The organism is Micromonospora sp. NBC_01638 (genome assembly GCF_045209745.1).
In the GTDB taxonomy this organism is placed as follows: Bacteria; Actinomycetota; Actinomycetes; order Mycobacteriales; family Micromonosporaceae; genus Micromonospora.
In genome coordinates this window covers 4,097,578-4,112,631 of record NZ_CP109273.1, presented here as the reverse complement: position 1 = coordinate 4,112,631, position 15,054 = coordinate 4,097,578, and the positions used below count along the sequence as shown (strand labels likewise).

The window sequence follows — 15,054 nt, the reverse complement described above, 5'->3', positions numbered from 1 at the left end:
GATGATCAGTTCGCCGGGTGAGCAAGTACCATGAGCCGTGACCACTCCTTACTTGGCGCGGCCTGAGCCGCCGTACTATGTCGCCGTCTTCACGATCACGCCGAGCGGAATTGATCCCGAAGGCTACGCCGAGATGAACAAGCGGATGTTGGAGCTGGTCGAAACTCACCCTGGCTACCTGGGCCGGGAGTCAGCGGTCCTGCCGGACGGCAGGGACCTCGTCGTCATTTACTATGCTGACGCCGAATCGATCCGCGCCTGGAAGCGGAACCCTGAGCATGTGGTAGCACAGCAGCTCGGCCGGCAGAGGTGGCTCGCGAGTTACCGTGTTGAGGTAGCGCGTGTCGAGCGCGCCTACGAGTTCGCGGCAGGCTCCAGTGTAGATGCGGCGCCGGACGGCGATGGATAGACCTGCGGGCCAGTGTCGATCAACTCGTGCTCCCGGGTAGGCGTACGACCGGTCGACAATCGCCCGCGCGACCTCGGGCGAGACGGAGGAGCGCCCGGCCCGAGCACGGTGAACGGTGCTTTCGGCCCCGGTTCACGTACACGCATCTGCCGCCGACAGCGCGTGCGAGACGACCGGATCTGCCGCCGACCGTGCGCGCTGTCTCAGGACATCGGTCACATTGAGTGATCATGCCCGTAAGAGCCCGGTGGGTGAGAACCGGCGTCGTAGCGCCGAGGCGCTCTTGGAGACGCTGTCCGAGAGCGCGGACGACACGCCGCGTCCGGGCAGGAGGCGCTGAACACGGCGTTCGACGAGCTGGTGCCGCTGCTGGGTGTGGCTGGGGCGTGTCGGTTGACCGGCCGGTCCCGCGCCACGCACTACCGGCGCCAACAACCTGCCATGGTGTCGCGACCGCTGCGGCCGAAGACGCCCCCGCCGTCGACGCTGAGCGAGGCCGAACGCCGCGCGGTCCTGGGTGTGTTGCATCGGGATGAGTACGCGGAGATGTCCGTGGCGCAGGTGTGGGCCCCTGAGCTCGACCAGGGTGCGTACTGGTGCTCACCGTCCACGATGTGCCGGATCGATCCTGCGCGAGGCGGGCGAGAGCCGGGAACGCCGACGGCAGGCCGCCCACCCGCCACGCACCATCCCGCAGTTGGCCGCCACCGGGCCGTCGTAGGTGTGGTCATGGGACATCACCCGCCTGAAAACCATGGCGCGGGGCGTCCGACCCGAGGTCCTGCACGCCGACCGGGGCTCGTCGAAACCACGAACACCGCCGCTCCGGGATCGGTCTGCACACCCCCGCCTCGGTGCACTACGGCACCGCCGCCGACGTGCACGACCAGCGGCAACGCACCCTCGACGCCGCCTGGCGGGCCCACCCGGACCGGTTCACCCGCCGCCCCCGACCCCGGCCCTGCCCGACACCGTGTGACTGTCCGACAGAGACGGTGGAAGAGGTGTCCTCACGCCCGTGCCGGCAGTTCGGGCTGGTGGCCGGCCTGCCGGACACGAGTGGTCCGGAGGGCGAGCGTGATGATGAGCACGAACGCGGCGAGCGCGGTGAGCGTGCGGGCGACGTTGAACATCTCCCACCGCTGGAGGGTGGCCGCGTAGTCGGCGGGTGGGGTGGTGACTGCCCAGACCTTGATCTGGCCGTTGATCGGGACGTTTCCGAACCTGGTGATCAGGAACGAGGCCACGGCCAGCGCACCGGCCGCGCCTGCCAGGAATCGCGGCGTTCGTCGGGTCAGCACGGCCAGCGCCAGGGAGCTCAGTGCGGCCAGTGCCATCGTGGTTTGCATGACGGGGCCGTTCATCTGCATGAGGGCCGAGTGGAAGGTCAGGCGCACGTCGAGCGGTACCGCGTTGAAGGTGGTCTGGACGTTTACCGCGCCGTACCCGAACGCGCCCGCGAGCAGGCCGGTGGACAGCAGCGCAAGTCCGGTGACGGGCCGGACCGACATGATGGTTTTCATCCTTTCGGTCTCGGCCGCCAAGGCGTCACGAAACCAGGGTCGTTTCATCGTTGCGGCCGGCTCGTCGTCCCCGACGAACAGGTTGCGAGCGGCCTCGAGGATGCGTCGCCGCGTCTCCGCAACCTTCTGAGTCCGCTTGTTCACTCGCTTGACATCGGTCATGGTTATAACGTACCTCTAGAGGTGATCACTAGTGAACGACTTTAGAGAGCGACTTTAGGTATGTCCGTTGTCACGATCACCCGATTCAAGATCGATCCCGTCAACGCCGAGGAGTTGCGGGCCAGGCACGCCCCACTGGTCTCCGCCATCAGGTCGGCGGTGCCCGGACTCGCCGAGGCGCGGCTCGGGAAGCTAGACGACGAGACGTGGATCGGCATCTGGCGGTGGGAGTCCGCCGAGAGCATCCGGATGGCCCGCGAGGTCGGGCCGGACCGACCCGAAGCGACTGCGGCGTTCTCGCTGACCAGGGACGTCACCGTCGAACAGGCGGAAATCGTCGATGAGCGATGACCTGTCCATGCCGACCGGCCGGCGTCCCGGACCGGTCGGCCCACACGTTCCGATCGATGAATCTGCATGGGGGTTCCCTTGTCCACGCTCACGCGCTGGTGTTTAAATCACCGGCTCATCGTCGTCCTTCTGTGGGTGGCGGCCGTCATAGGTCTAGGGGTGACGACCGGCGCGGCGGGCACGGCCTACGACGACGATCTCTCACTGCCCGGCACGGACTCGGCCAAGGCACTCGAACTGCTGCAGGAGAACCTGCCCGACCAGTCCGGTGACTCCGGCACCATCGTCTGGCAGACCACCTCCGGCTCCGTGCGCGACGCGGCCGTGAAACAGCGGATGACCGCGGCGCTGGACCAGGTCGCCAAGCTGCCGCACGTCGCCTCGGTCACCGGCCCGTACGTCCTGGAGGGCGCCGGCCAGATCAGCAAGGACGGCCGCACGGCCTATGCCCAGCTGGCCTTCGACGGGCAGGCGCAGGACGTGCCCGTCGGCGACGTCAAGCAGGTGATCGACACCGCGCAGCTGGCCCGCACCGACGGCCTGCGGGTGGAGCTCGGCGGCAACGCGATCGCCCAGGCCGGGCAGCCACCTCCCAACACCGCCGAGTTCATCGGCATCGCGGCCGCCGCGGTCGTGCTGTTCATCGCGTTCGGCTCGCTGTTCGCGATGCTGATGCCGATCCTGACCGCAGTAATCGCGCTCGCCGCGGGCCTGATGTCCATCGGTCTGTTGAGCAACGCGTTCACGATCGGACATTTCGGCCCGGTCCTCGGTGCGCTGATGGGGCTCGGCGTCGGCATCGACTACGCGCTGTTCATCGTGAGCACCGTCTCGGTCCGGCTGCCGTTACGCGTGTTCCCGCCGCCCCGACCCGCAGGGTCGTGCTTGTCGTAGCCGACGTGGTCGGTGATCTCCCCGTCCAGGGCCGATTCGAGGACCCGCTTGGTCAGCTGTTGCAACAGCCCGCCCTCGCCGGTCAGCTTCAACCCGTCACCACGAGCCCGATCGACCAGCATCGCGATCAACTGCTCATCCGTGGTCCCGGCCACCGACCCGGCGGCCGGCTGTCCCACAGTGGTCTCGGCCGTCATCTGGCGTCTCTCCCTTGATCGGTCGATCAGCCGTTAGTTGTACACACCCGATAACGGACCAGCAGCTGGGAATGTCACACTGAACGACGACGAAGCGCCGGCAAGGACAAGGCCCGTGAAAAAGACCTCGTCCTGCCGAAGCTTCTCGCTCAACACGCCGAAGCAGCCGTACCACGACAAGTCGTTACCTGCAGCAACGTTGCTCTTGAAGCGGTCGTACGGTGTGGGTGACCCGTGGGTCGCCTGGGGTGCCGACGCAAACCGGCCATGGTTGCACACCGAGGAGTATTCGTGTCGGTACAGGACAAGCTTGAGTCGATCTTCATTTCGGTGGTGCGGCGCAACCCTGGCGAGGACGAATTCCACCAATCGGTGCGGGAGGTGCTCGACAGTGTGGCGCCGGTCCTGGAGAGGCATCCCGAGTACGCCGAAGCGAAGATCATTGAGCGGATCTGCGAGCCCGAGCGGCAGATCATCTTCCGGGTGCCATGGGAGGACGATCGCGGTGAGGTCCACATCAACCGCGGCTTCCGGGTGGAGTTCAACAGCGCCCTGGGCCCGTACAAGGGAGGCCTTCGCTTCCACCCGTCGGTCTATCTGGGGATCGTGAAGTTCCTCGGTTTCGAACAACTGTTCAAGAACGCGTTGACTGGCATGCCGATCGGCGGCGGCAAGGGAGGGTCGGACTTCGACCCCAAGGGCCGCTCCGACCGGGAGGTGATGCGGTTCTGTCAATCGTTCATGACCGAGCTGTACCGGCACATCGGCGAGTACACGGATGTGCCAGCCGGCGACATTGGAGTCGGTGGCCGAGAGATCGGTTACCTGTTCGGGCAGTACAAGCGGATCACCAACCGGTACGAGTCCGGGGTGCTGACCGGCAAAGGCCTCAGTTACGGCGGTGCCCAGGTGCGCCGGGAGGCTACCGGCTACGGTGCGGTGTTCTTCGCCCAGGAGATGCTACGCGCCGATGGCGGCGACAGCCTCGACGGAAAGCGGGTGGTGGTCTCCGGCTCGGGCAACGTGGCAATCTACGCGATCGAAAAGGTGCATCAGCTCGGTGGCACCGTAGTGGCATGCTCGGACTCCTCTGGCTATATCCACGACGAAAAGGGAATCAACGTCGAGGTGCTCAAGCAGGTCAAGGAGGTCCGCCGGGCACGGATCGACGAATACGTCGCGGCCCGTCCGCACGCCACGTTCGTCACCGGTCGCCCGGTCTGGGAGGTGCCCTGCCAGGTGGCGATCCCCTGCGCGACGCAGAACGAACTCACGGCCGCCGACGCGCTCAGCCTGATTGCGGGTGGCTGCACCACCGTGGTGGAGGGGGCCAACATGCCCACCACGCCGGAGGCGGTGCGGGGTTTCGCCGAGGCCGGGGTGCGGTTCGCACCCGGTAAGGCAGCCAACGCCGGCGGAGTCGCGGCAAGCGCGCTGGAAATGCAGCAAAACGCCAGCCGCGACTCGTGGACCTTCGACCATTCTGAGCAGCGGCTGCGGGAGGTCATGCGGACCATCCACGCCCGCTGCTACGCCACCGCCGACGAGTACGGCATGCCGGGCAACTACGTCGCTGGAGCCAACATCGACGGCTTCCGGCTCGTCGCCGAGGCGATGCTCGCCCACGGGCTCATCTGAGACGGCGGCGTACCCGTAGCGAGGCGCGGATCAGCGCGACGCGGCCGAGGCCGCTGAGCGACTCCCGCAGCGTCGGGTCGGCTCGCACCAGCACGGCCTTGAGCTGGTTGATGGCCTGGGTGCGGGCCTTGACCGCCGAGTCCTTGGCGATCTTGAACATGCGGATCATCTCCACGGCGCCGTCGCCGCTCTTGGCCAGGCCGGTGGCCTGACCGGACAGCACCGCCCGGGCGGCGTTCTCCGCGTCGATCGCGTCGGTCTTGCCGCGCCGGCGTCGCACGGCCCGGTCGGGTCGGTTGACCTCGATGACCTGCACGCCGTTGCGATGCAGGTGGCGGGTCAGTGCGGTGCCGTGCGAGCTGCTGCCTTCGACGCCGGCGCGGTGCAGTCGGCCGTGCTCGCGGGCCCAGGTCAGCAGGTCGGTGTAGCCGGCGGTGGTGGTGGGGAAGGCGCGGGTGCCCAGCAGGGCGCCCAGCACGGTGATCACCGCGGCGACGTGCGTGTCGTTGTGGGTGTCCACGCCCAGGATGATCTCCTCATCCACGGTATCGGAATCGGTCGAGGTGACGGTGAACAAACCGGGGATTCCTTCGGTGCGGGGCCAAGGCGGTGACGTCGACCGGACGCGGTGGTCAGGACTGTGACGGTGCCCATCGGCGAGGCCCCTATCGGGACACAGCCACGCCCGGCCGGGTCGGTGCCGCCCGCGGCGAGGTCGACGGGTCGTCACGAAGGCACCCGCAGGGCCAGTCTCAAGCTGAGTCAAACCCCGCCGCCGGGCGGCACCCGTCCATCCTCACAGTGCTCAAGCGATCTGTGGTCCTGTGGGTCAAGGAGGCGACGAAGTGAGTGTGGCCCGTTTCGTCGCCGCTCAGAGGACCGAGCACGCCGTGCCGCACGCGGTCACCTGCCGGGCGCTGGGTCTGTCCGAGTCGTGGTTCTACAAGTGGCGCGACCGTAAGCCCACCGCACGGCAGACCCGCCGCGATGAACTCGATGAGGCGATCCGGGCCTCCTTCGACGCCTCCGGCGGCACGTACGGCTCTCCCCGGGTGATCCAGGTCCTGCACGCCGGCGGGTGGCAGGTATCGGTCAACACCGTCGCGGCGCGGATGGCCGCGCTCGGCCTGGCCGGACGCACCCCGCGACGCCGACGCAGCCTCACCAAGCAGGGCAAACGCCCCGTGGCGCCGGACCGGGTGCGACGGCAGTTCACCGCGGTCGCGCCGGACGTGCTGTGGTGCGGCGACATCACCGAGGTCACCACCGACGAGGGCAAGCTCTACCTCGCCACGGTGATCGACCTGTACTCCCGCCGGCTGCTCGGCTACGCCATGAGCGCCCACCACGACGCCGAACTGACCACGGCCACCCTGAGCATGGCCGCGGCGACCCGCGGCGGCACCGTCGACGGAGTGATCTTCCACAGCGACCGCGGCGGGGAGTACACCGCCGCCGACTACGCCAAGGCCTGCCGGCGCCTGGGCCTCCTGCAGTCCATGGGCCGCGTCGGCTGCGCCCTGGACAACGCCGCCGCGGAGGCGTTCAACTCCACCATCAAGGTCGAATACATCCACCGGCAGCGATTCCGCACCCGCGCCGAGGCACGACTCAAGATCGCCACCTGGATCGTCGACTTCTACAACACCCGCAGACGTCACAGCGCCTGCGACGGCATGTCACCCATCGACTACGAACGTTTTATCGCTGACGCGCGTCGGGCCGAAGCAGCTTAAACAACCCTCCACGCTTCCAGGGGATTGACAGTTCGACGTTCTCAAGGACGCGGGCATCGACGTCGTCCTCAGGACGCCCAGATGCCACGAATGAATTCCATCATGGAACGGTGGGTACAGACCTGCCGCCGAGAACTCCTGGACCGTACTTTGATCTGGAAGCAGCAGCACCTGCTCCACGCCCTGCGCGAGTTCGACCAGTTCTACAACGGGCACCGCCCACACCAGGGCATCGCGAACGCACGCCCGCTGCACCCGTTGAGGGACTGGTCGTCGGCAATCACCACCCGCACGGGCCTGCCGTTCCCAGAGCCCGATCCTGCATGCCCGCCAGTTGGGTGGCTCATGCGGCCACCTTGATGGGCACTGCGGCTTCGAGGCGGAAGCGACCCGGCGGCCGCGTCGTCCGCAACCACCCACCACATGAACGTGCCCGCTCTTCCATCCCGATGAGGCCGAATCCTAGATCATGCGAACCCTGCTCGCGGCGGTCACTCGCCCCGGCGTCGTCCACCCGGTTGTCGATGATGATGTGCACGAGGCCGGCCTTGGACTCGAGCCGCACCCGCACGTCTCCCGATCCGTGACGGACGGCGTTCGTCAGGGACTCCTGGACGATGCGGTACGCGGCCAGATCCTCGGCGGGGCCGAGAGCTGGCAGTTGGTCGTCTCCGTCCAGACGCACGTCCAGTCCTGCCGAGGTGAGCTCGTCGACGAGGCCGGCGACGTCCACCAGGCGTGGTGTCGGTCCCGTGCCGAGGGTGCCGGGTTCCTCGCGGAACAGCGTGACGAGAGTGCGCAACTCGTCCATGGCCTCCTTGCCCGTCGACCGCGCGGCCCGGAGGGCCAGACGTGCCCGGGTCGGGTCGCGGGTGAACGCGTGGTCCGCGGCGCCCAGCTGCATCACCATGACGGCGAGCGAGTGACCGAGCACGTCGTGCAGATCCCGAGCGATCTCGGTGCGGCTCGAGGCGATTGCGTCGCGGGTGTGTCGCTCGCGTTCGTTGATGAGCCGAAGGTTTTCCGCAACGACATGGTCGCGACGTTCGAGACTGGCGCGGACGGTATACCCCGCGGCCCATGGCGCCCCCACGATAACGGTCGTGAGCAGCAGGCTCGGCACGTCCGTCGGATCGTTGATGAGCACGCCCACCCACGTGAAGGCGAGCGCCAGGGCGAGGCCGGCGAGTTGCTCCCATCGATGCCCGTGCCTCGCGACGGAGTAGACGGTGAGGACCAGGGCCAGGATCGCGGCATAGCCCTCACTCGTGACGTCGTGCTCCAGGCCGTCGCTCACGAGCAGGACACCCCAACCGAGTGCCACGGCAGGGAGCGGATGGCTCCGGCGCGCCACGACTGGAAGGGCCACGCACGCAACTCCCACCAGCGCGACCCATCCGCTGCGCTGCAGGCCAACCTGGAGGGCGCCGAGCGCAAGGAGGCCGAGTGCCAGTGTCACGTCCTGGCCGACGGCGTGCCGGTCCGCTCTCACGATCGCAAGGCTAGGACAGAGGGGTCGGGGAACACGTCGCCCTCACGGTGGATGAGCCTACGTCGCGAGGGGTATGCGGCCCGCTCCCGTCGGCGCGTTCCTGACGCCGTGAGGGCGACGCGCGAGCCGTGGGCAGGTCCCTACGGTCGGAAGGTCCGTTCCACCCCGCTCACGGAGGTCTCGATGTCCAGCTCCACGTCTCGCCCGGCGATCTGTCTCACCGCCGGTGCCGCCCTCGGGCTCGCCGGCGTCGTCCTCATGCCCCGGCTGGTCGGCTCCCAGGTCGAGAACCTCGAGGTGATCGAGGCGCACTCGGGGCGGTTCCTCGCAGCGTCGGCGCTGACGTTTGTCTCGGCGATCCTGCTCGCGGTCGGCTTCGCGCTGCTGGGAGGCGAGCTGGCCCGTGGTGGCCATCGTCGGGCAAGCGTGCTGCTGTTCCTCGGCTCCGTCGGGTGGTTGCTCCACACGGCGGTGATCGCGGTCAACGCCGTGATGTCCGAGCTCGCCTCGTCCACTGCGCGTGCCGAGATGGCCGAGCTCGCAGACCAGATCTTCGCGGGTCCGGTGTTCCTGGGGCTGCTCATACCGATGATGCTGGCCACCGTCATCGGGATGATCGGCACCGGCATCGTCCTCTGGCGAACTGGTCGTGCCCCCGCCTGGATCGGCGCGGCCATCGCGATCGCCCTGTTCCTCGACTTCGTCACGCCCGAACAGCTCAGTGGCATCCCGATGTTCGCCCTGCTCGCGGTGGCGTTCGGTGCCTTGACCGCACGGAAACCTCTTGGCCGTCCCGCGCAGTCGCACGCGATCCCGGCCAACGCAGGTCGATGAGTGAAGCCGACGTCGCTCGGTGCGCCAGATGTTGGTCCACATGGTCCAGCCACAGCGGTCCGGCGCCACCACACGTCCATGGGGTCAACCGTAGGAGACGGGAATGCCGAAGACATCAGTCCGGAGTTGACATGTGCCGACCACTTTCGGCCGACTACAGCGACGGGTCGGTCAGGCTTGACTGTCGCACATGACACGACAACTTCGGCTTCTCGTAGCGGTCTGCCTCCTTGCGTTTGCCCTGCTCAGCGTCGGCTTCATGGCCTTGCAGCCCGAGCTGCCCGATGACCGGGCGCAGTGGCTCGCCACGATCGCTGACGCACGTGCGGGCGCGTCGGCCGCCGCCCAGATGTTCCTCTGGTCCCAACTGCCGTTCGCGGTCTCGATCGTGGGGCTGGTCGCGTGGCTACGGCCGAGGTTCCCGCGGCTCACGATCATCGGTGGCGTGTTCGGGGTGCTCGGCGCGTTCGGCCACACCGTCGCCGGCAGTTGGACGATCACCCAGCTCGTGATGGCCGACGAGCCTGCCCATCGTGACGCCTACTCCCAACTGATCGCCGCACAGGAGCAGTCGGCCCTGATCGTCCCGTTCCTCGTGATCGGTGTGGTCGGCACCGTGGTGGGCATCCTGCTGCTGTCGATCGCCCACTTCCGTTCGCACGTGCATCCGCGATGGGTCGGCCCGGTGCTGTGGGTGTGGCTCGTGGTGGAGTTCGTCGGCAGCGGCATCAGCCCGTGGGCGACGTACCTGTCCGGCCTGCTGCTCCTTGCCGGTTGCGGCGGGCTCGCGGCCGGCCTGCTCGCCGCACGCCAGGACGACCGCGCAGGGCTAGTCACCGCCGCCTGACGCACACCGCTGCTGATATCGACAGCGATCACGCACGACCGTACGACGGACAACTCCATGAATGACCAGACCACTCGCACCCGCCTAGGTATTCGGGCAAGAACGCCCGACCGTTCAGGACTGAGAGCCCTTGGTCTTGGGATATCGGGACGTGCAGAGTGCGACCTGCACCGATGAGGAATCGACCGAAAGCCGGCGCGATCCACTACGGAGTGCCCGGACAACGACGTTTCCGATGCTGACCTTGTCGGCAGGTTCTATTTGTGCGGCCCGGCGCCGCCGGGCCGTTTCAAGGGCGGCGATGAGCCGCTGAACACTGAGGAGGAATAAATGGGCAAGTCCATCATCCGCATCGACGACATTCCGGCTGACGGGGTCGAGCTCACCGAGGACGACCTCGCCAACCTGATCGGCGGCCTCCCGAAGCGCGGACCGTCGAAGACCCTCAACTTCGACGAGGGCTACTGCGACGTCGACGAAGGCTTCTGATCTCGTCATTGAGTTGAGTCCAGCCAGCCGGCGCTCCGCGTTTCGAGCATGGTCGCCGGCTGGCTGGCCCGCTTACCGGCCCAGCTACGCCGAATCGGCTGTTGACGCTGGCGAGAACTTCCAGCCCCTTTTCATGATGCCCGGGCGGGCCCGCATCGAACCCGTCCGCACCACAGGAGAACCATGATTCTGATCCTGACCGAGGCCAACGACGTGCACGCGGACGAGGCCGAGGCGGAACTGGGCCGCCGCAACGCCCGATGGCTTCGATTCAACCCTGCTCTGGTGCCCACCAAGGCGAGCATCGCCTTCCGGATCACCGACGGGCGGGTGCGGCGGACGTTGCACCACGACGGTGGGCAGGTGAACCTCGACGAGGTCGCCGCCGTGTGGTTCCGTCGGCCCGGCCGGCCGGTGCCGCCCGCATATCTGGGCGGACACGTGGCCGACTTCGTAGCCGACGAAAGCGCCACCTTCGTGAGCGACGTATGGGAGACGCTCGAAGCGTTGGCCGTGCCGGCGCCACGGCCTGTCGTCCTACGTGCCCAGTACAAGCTACGGCAGCTGCAGCTCGCGGGTCAGCTCGGCTTCGAACTGCCAGAGACCGTGGCGGGTAACGTCCCCGATGCGGTCCTCGACCTGTTCAACGCCCACGGTGGGCATCTCATCAGTAAAAGGGTCGGGCTGACCAGCCTGGGCGACGGGCTGGTGCGCTACACCGACCCGGTACGCCGCCGGGACCTGGTGCACCTCGACGGCATCCGGCAGTGCCCGTTGATCATCCAGTCCTACGTGCCTAAACGGCTGGAGCTCCGCGTCACCGTCGTGGGTGAGAGGGTCTACGCCGCCGCCATCGATTCACAGCGTGCCAACCACACCCGCCACGACTGGCGTCGCTATGACGACAAGAACACCCGGATGTGGCCCTGGGCCCTGCCCGAGGACGTCGCCGACCGATGTGTCCGGCTGACCCGGCAACTAGGTCTGTGCTACGGCGCCATCGATCTCGTCCTCACCCCCGACGACCGATACGTGTTCCTCGAGATCAACCCGAGCGGCCAGTACCTCTGGGTCGAGGACGCCACCGGTCTGCCCATCACGGCCGCGATCGTCGACCTGCTGCTGTCGACGGCGGCCATTCCGACAGGAGAAAAGTCGTGACCAGCACCATCGACAGGACGCCGGTGAAGCAGACGGCATCACCGGATGCGGCGCTGCTCGCCGACGCCGTCGAGACGGTGATTCAGTTGTCGCAAGCCACGGTCGATGACAACGGCGCCAGCGACCAGGCCGCCTCGGCGATGGCCCGGTTGCGCCTCCGGTGGTCCGACGTCCGACTCGACCTGCTCCACGACCGCGAAGTGGACGGCACGGTCAGCTACGACCTGCTGATCCGCGGTTCCGCCGGTACCGTCTCCGTCGCGTTCAGCCCCGCACCCGCCGCACCGTGGCCGCTACGCGGCGCGATGCACTACACCGAGAACAAGCTGCTCCGGGTCGGGACCACCGAACTCGGCGTCGGCGAAGCCGTGGGCGCGTTGGACTACCTGTGGGACAACGCTGGGGTGCTGAGCCGGCTGATCGACACCTGCATCATCAAGGCCGAACTCGAGCGTGAACCGATCCACCTCGACGACACCCAGATCCAACAGGCCACCGATGCGTTCCGGCGGGCCAAGGGTCTGCTCACCGCCGAGCAGACGACTCGATGGCTCGACGCCGTCGGGCTGGACCAGAACGGCTTCGTCAAACTGGTCACACACGCGGCTACGGCCGCTGCCCTCCGGCAACGCGTCACCGCCGGCCGGATCGAGTCGTGGCTCGCCGAACACCGAGACGAACTGGCCACCCTCACCGTCGCCTGGATCGCCGCGACGGGCCCGGACGGATCGGCGCCGCTGCCGGCTGACCGGACCGCCGCGCTGACCGTCGTCGCGGAGGCGATCCAGCACGGACAACCCGCGGGGGTGCTGCACATGTCGGCCGGCGAGGCTCCCCAGGAGCTGCGTTCAGTCACCGTCGGCCAGCCCGTCACGACGGCCGTGCACGGAACGCCCGCCCGCGCCGTCGTACTCGAACGCCTGCCCGCCGAACTCGACGACGATGCCCGCCGGTATGCCGAGCGGGCGATGTTCGACCAGTGGCTCGCCGATGTCCGCGCACGTGCCGACATCGAATGGTTCTGGCTGGACATCGAACGTACCGCCGCAGTAGCGCCCTGATGAGCCGTCGGGTACCGGTGATCCTGCAGACCGCGGCCTCCGACTGCGGCGTCGCAGCCCTCGCCATGATCCTCGCGGCGCACCGGCGACCGGTATCCGTCGCGCACCTCCGCGACGCCCTCGACGCCGGCCGCGACGGCCTCCCCATGCGCGACCTGCGAGCGGCAGCCATCGACCACGGCCTACACTGCCGGGCCATTGCGCTGCACGCCATGCGTACCCGGCCAGAACGCATTCGCGAGCTCGCACTGCCGCTGATCGCCCACTGGCGTGGGGATCACTACATCGTGGTGGTGCGAGCCCGGCGCCGCCACGTCGAGGTGGTCGACCCGGCCGCCGGCAGGCGTCACCTCACCCTCGACGAGTTCGCCTCCGGTGTCACCGGTGCCGTCCTGCTGTTCACACCCGACGGCCCGGCACCGGTGCCGTCGGCCCCGCCAGCCAGCGCCGTCCGCCTGCTCGCCGTGCCGCTGTTACGCCGCCATTGGCGACTGCTCGCCCTCCTCGGCGCCGTCTCAACGCTCATGGCAGCCTTCGGCCTGGCCGTGCCACTGGCCACCAAAACGATCGTCGACAGCCTCACCCGACACGAGGCACCGCAGAGTGTCTGGTTCGTCGCCGTCGCCGCACTCGCACTGGCCACGGGCTCGCTGGCATTGTCCCGCGGCCTGTGTGTGTCCCTGCTCCAGCGACGCATCGGCGCACAGCTGGGCCGGGATACCGTCGAGCATCTGTTCCGCGTCAGTTACCGGTTCCTGGAACGACGCTTCGCCGGAGACCTCGTGGACCGGGTCCAGTCAGCGCTCGGGATCCCTCAACTGCTGGCCTCCCAGTTAATAGCCAGCGGAATCGACGCTCTGCTGGCAGTCGGCTACCTGATCGTTGTGGCGGTCCTTGCCCCGGCCGTCGCCGCGATCACGGCGGTCAGCATGGTCGTGCAACTCGTGGTCGCGGCGTGGCTGTCCCATCGGATCGCCGGACTGCAACGGGAGGAGCTGCTCGCCAGCGGCGAGCAGGCCAGCAAGCTCAGCGACGCGCTACACGGAATCGCGACCATCCGGGCGGTCGGCGCGGAAAACCGCGTCCTGCAACGTTGGTCGCGGGCCTTCGACCGTGGCCTGGACGCCCAGTACCGCAAGAGCCGGATGGACGCCGTGTCCACAGCGGTGCTTTCCGCCTGGCAGATTGCCAGCCCGATACTGATCCTGCTGGTCGCCGCACGCACCACCACCTCACCCGGTACCGCCGTCGGACTGGCCGTGCTCGCCGGCGCCGCAACCGCTCCGGCGGCGATGCTGGCCACGCGGCTGCCGGCGTTCGCGGTACTCGCGCCCACCCTCGAACGGCTGGCGGACATCGCCCAGGCCCCGGCGGAGCAGCCCCGTCAACGGCCCTCAGCCCCACGGCTGACCGGCCAGATCAGCCTGGAGGGGGTCAGCTTCCGCTACGACCGACGCTCGCCGCAGGCCCTGACGGACATCACGGTGACCATCGAGGCGGGCATGAAGCTCGCGGTGGTCGGCGGCTCCGGCAGCGGCAAGAGCACCCTGGTGTCCCTGCTGACCGGTCTGCACACGGCCACCGAAGGGACGATCCGCTACGACGGGCACGACGTGGCCGACCTTGACCTGCCGACACTGCGCCGCCAGCTGGGAGTCGTGCTGCAGGACCCCTATGTGGGAGCGGGCACCATCGCGGAGGCACTCACCCTCGCCCGCCCGGACGCCACCGCTGAGCAGATCGACCGCGCGCTCACCCTGGCCGCCCTCCGCGATGAGCTGTACGCCCTACCGATGGGTCTCCAGACACAGCTCGGCGACAGCGGCACCGGCCTCTCCGGTGGACAGCGTCAGCGGCTCGCCCTGGCCAGGGCACTACTGGACGAACCAGCCGTGCTGATCCTCGACGAGGCAACCAGCGCCCTCGACGTCGTGACCGAGGCAACCGTCGAGCGAAACCTACGATCCCTACCGATGACCCGCGTGGTCATCGCCCACCGGCTCTCCACGGTCATCGACGCGGATCTGGTCCTTGTCCTCGAAGGCGGCCGTCTGGTCGAATACGGCCCTCCGGCGCAACTCATCGCCGTCGGTGACCGGTTCGCCGCCATGGTTTCCGCCTCCGGGGCACCCGCGCCGGCAATGCTTCCGCCCAGACGGGCTTCCTACACTGGCGGCCGGTAGCCCTACACGACCGGCGACCAGCCGCACCGCGCCTCGGTCACCGAAGGTGGTGTCACGCGAATCGTTCGTCAACGAGC

16 protein-coding genes are annotated in these 15,054 nt (G+C 68.1%); 12 read left to right on the top strand and 4 right to left on the bottom strand.

Going from position 1 to position 15,054, the window contains the following annotated elements:
- The first annotated feature begins 37 nt into the window (after positions 1 to 37).
- On the top strand, positions 38 to 409 hold the full coding sequence (locus OG811_RS19485) for an antibiotic biosynthesis monooxygenase family protein (protein WP_406067682.1): 372 nt from the start codon (positions 38 to 40) through the stop codon (positions 407 to 409).
- Between the two features lie 1,010 nt (positions 410 to 1,419).
- Here OG811_RS19485 and OG811_RS19480 read toward each other — a convergent pair.
- Positions 1,420 to 2,094 (bottom strand): anthrone oxygenase family protein, encoded by a 675-nt coding sequence (locus tag OG811_RS19480; protein ID WP_406067680.1) that lies wholly within the window; start codon positions 2,092 to 2,094, stop codon positions 1,420 to 1,422.
- A 60-nt stretch (positions 2,095 to 2,154) separates the two neighbouring features.
- Here OG811_RS19480 and OG811_RS19475 point away from each other — a divergent pair, with 60 nt between their 5' ends.
- Together OG811_RS19475 and OG811_RS19470 are read left to right on the top strand one after the other, a co-directional pair.
- The gene (locus tag OG811_RS19475; RefSeq protein ID WP_406067678.1) at positions 2,155 to 2,445 is read left to right on the top strand and encodes an antibiotic biosynthesis monooxygenase; all 291 of its coding nucleotides are present in this window, start codon (positions 2,155 to 2,157) and stop codon (positions 2,443 to 2,445) included.
- A 78-nt stretch (positions 2,446 to 2,523) separates the two neighbouring features.
- On the top strand, positions 2,524 to 3,339 hold the full coding sequence (locus OG811_RS19470; RefSeq protein WP_406067676.1) for an MMPL family transporter: 816 nt from the start codon (positions 2,524 to 2,526) through the stop codon (positions 3,337 to 3,339).
- Here the strand turns inward: OG811_RS19470 and OG811_RS19465 are convergent.
- Positions 3,249 to 3,536 (bottom strand): transposase, encoded by a 288-nt coding sequence (locus OG811_RS19465; RefSeq protein WP_406067674.1) that lies wholly within the window; start codon positions 3,534 to 3,536, stop codon positions 3,249 to 3,251. The two genes, OG811_RS19470 and OG811_RS19465, sit on opposite strands and share 91 nt — an antisense overlap.
- 291 nt (positions 3,537 to 3,827) lie before the next feature.
- Between OG811_RS19465 and gdhA the strand changes: the two genes are divergently transcribed.
- The gene (gdhA, locus tag OG811_RS19460) at positions 3,828 to 5,174 is read left to right on the top strand and encodes an NADP-specific glutamate dehydrogenase (protein ID WP_406067673.1); all 1,347 of its coding nucleotides are present in this window, start codon (positions 3,828 to 3,830) and stop codon (positions 5,172 to 5,174) included.
- Here the strand turns inward: gdhA and OG811_RS19455 are convergent.
- On the bottom strand, positions 5,167 to 5,718 hold the full coding sequence (locus OG811_RS19455; RefSeq protein ID WP_406067672.1) for a transposase: 552 nt from the start codon (positions 5,716 to 5,718) through the stop codon (positions 5,167 to 5,169). The genes gdhA and OG811_RS19455 overlap by 8 nt on opposite strands.
- Before the next feature lie 301 nt (positions 5,719 to 6,019).
- Here OG811_RS19455 and OG811_RS19450 point away from each other — a divergent pair, with 301 nt between their 5' ends.
- Complete coding sequence (locus OG811_RS19450) at positions 6,020 to 6,910, top strand: IS3 family transposase (protein WP_406067670.1); 891 nt, start codon at positions 6,020 to 6,022, stop codon at positions 6,908 to 6,910.
- An 81-nt stretch (positions 6,911 to 6,991) separates the two neighbouring features.
- On the top strand, positions 6,992 to 7,270 hold the full coding sequence (locus OG811_RS19445) for an integrase core domain-containing protein (RefSeq protein WP_406067668.1): 279 nt from the start codon (positions 6,992 to 6,994) through the stop codon (positions 7,268 to 7,270).
- Here the strand turns inward: OG811_RS19445 and OG811_RS19440 are convergent.
- On the bottom strand, positions 7,254 to 8,402 hold the full coding sequence (locus tag OG811_RS19440; RefSeq protein ID WP_406067667.1) for a sensor histidine kinase: 1,149 nt from the start codon (positions 8,400 to 8,402) through the stop codon (positions 7,254 to 7,256). The genes OG811_RS19445 and OG811_RS19440 overlap by 17 nt on opposite strands.
- Before the next feature lie 183 nt (positions 8,403 to 8,585).
- Between OG811_RS19440 and OG811_RS19435 the strand changes: the two genes are divergently transcribed.
- From OG811_RS19435 to OG811_RS19410, 6 genes are all read left to right on the top strand, one after another.
- On the top strand, positions 8,586 to 9,236 hold the full coding sequence (locus tag OG811_RS19435; protein ID WP_406067665.1) for a hypothetical protein: 651 nt from the start codon (positions 8,586 to 8,588) through the stop codon (positions 9,234 to 9,236).
- Between the two features lie 259 nt (positions 9,237 to 9,495).
- On the top strand, positions 9,496 to 10,083 hold the full coding sequence (locus OG811_RS19430) for a hypothetical protein (RefSeq protein ID WP_406067663.1): 588 nt from the start codon (positions 9,496 to 9,498) through the stop codon (positions 10,081 to 10,083).
- 330 nt (positions 10,084 to 10,413) lie between these two features.
- Positions 10,414 to 10,572, top strand: coding sequence for a hypothetical protein (locus tag OG811_RS19425; RefSeq protein ID WP_406067661.1), 159 nt, complete (start codon positions 10,414 to 10,416; stop codon positions 10,570 to 10,572).
- 183 nt (positions 10,573 to 10,755) lie between these two features.
- Positions 10,756 to 11,733: an MvdC/MvdD family ATP grasp protein gene (locus tag OG811_RS19420; RefSeq protein ID WP_406067660.1), complete on the top strand. Its 978-nt coding sequence runs from the start codon at positions 10,756 to 10,758 to the stop codon at positions 11,731 to 11,733.
- On the top strand, positions 11,730 to 12,794 hold the full coding sequence (locus OG811_RS19415) for a TIGR04500 family putative peptide maturation system protein (protein ID WP_406067658.1): 1,065 nt from the start codon (positions 11,730 to 11,732) through the stop codon (positions 12,792 to 12,794). The genes OG811_RS19420 and OG811_RS19415 overlap by 4 nt, the downstream gene beginning before the upstream one ends.
- Complete coding sequence (locus tag OG811_RS19410) at positions 12,794 to 14,977, top strand: peptidase domain-containing ABC transporter (protein WP_406067656.1); 2,184 nt, start codon at positions 12,794 to 12,796, stop codon at positions 14,975 to 14,977. Before OG811_RS19415 ends, OG811_RS19410 begins: the two co-directional genes overlap by 1 nt.
- Positions 14,978 to 15,054: the final 77 nt, after the last annotated feature.

Coding starts and splice junctions, on each gene's coding strand:
- OG811_RS19480 (WP_406067680.1), bottom strand. CDS start 2,094: ATGACCGATGTCAAGCGAGTGAACAAGCGGACTCAGAAGGTTGCGGAG.
- OG811_RS19475 (WP_406067678.1), top strand. CDS start 2,155: ATGTCCGTTGTCACGATCACCCGATTCAAGATCGATCCCGTCAACGCC.
- OG811_RS19465 (WP_406067674.1), bottom strand. CDS start 3,536: ATGACGGCCGAGACCACTGTGGGACAGCCGGCCGCCGGGTCGGTGGCC.
- OG811_RS19445 (WP_406067668.1), top strand. CDS start 6,992: ATGCCACGAATGAATTCCATCATGGAACGGTGGGTACAGACCTGCCGC.
- OG811_RS19435 (WP_406067665.1), top strand. CDS start 8,586: ATGTCCAGCTCCACGTCTCGCCCGGCGATCTGTCTCACCGCCGGTGCC.
- OG811_RS19430 (WP_406067663.1), top strand. CDS start 9,496: ATGGCCTTGCAGCCCGAGCTGCCCGATGACCGGGCGCAGTGGCTCGCC.
- OG811_RS19425 (WP_406067661.1), top strand. CDS start 10,414: ATGGGCAAGTCCATCATCCGCATCGACGACATTCCGGCTGACGGGGTC.
- OG811_RS19420 (WP_406067660.1), top strand. CDS start 10,756: ATGATTCTGATCCTGACCGAGGCCAACGACGTGCACGCGGACGAGGCC.
- OG811_RS19410 (WP_406067656.1), top strand. CDS start 12,794: ATGAGCCGTCGGGTACCGGTGATCCTGCAGACCGCGGCCTCCGACTGC.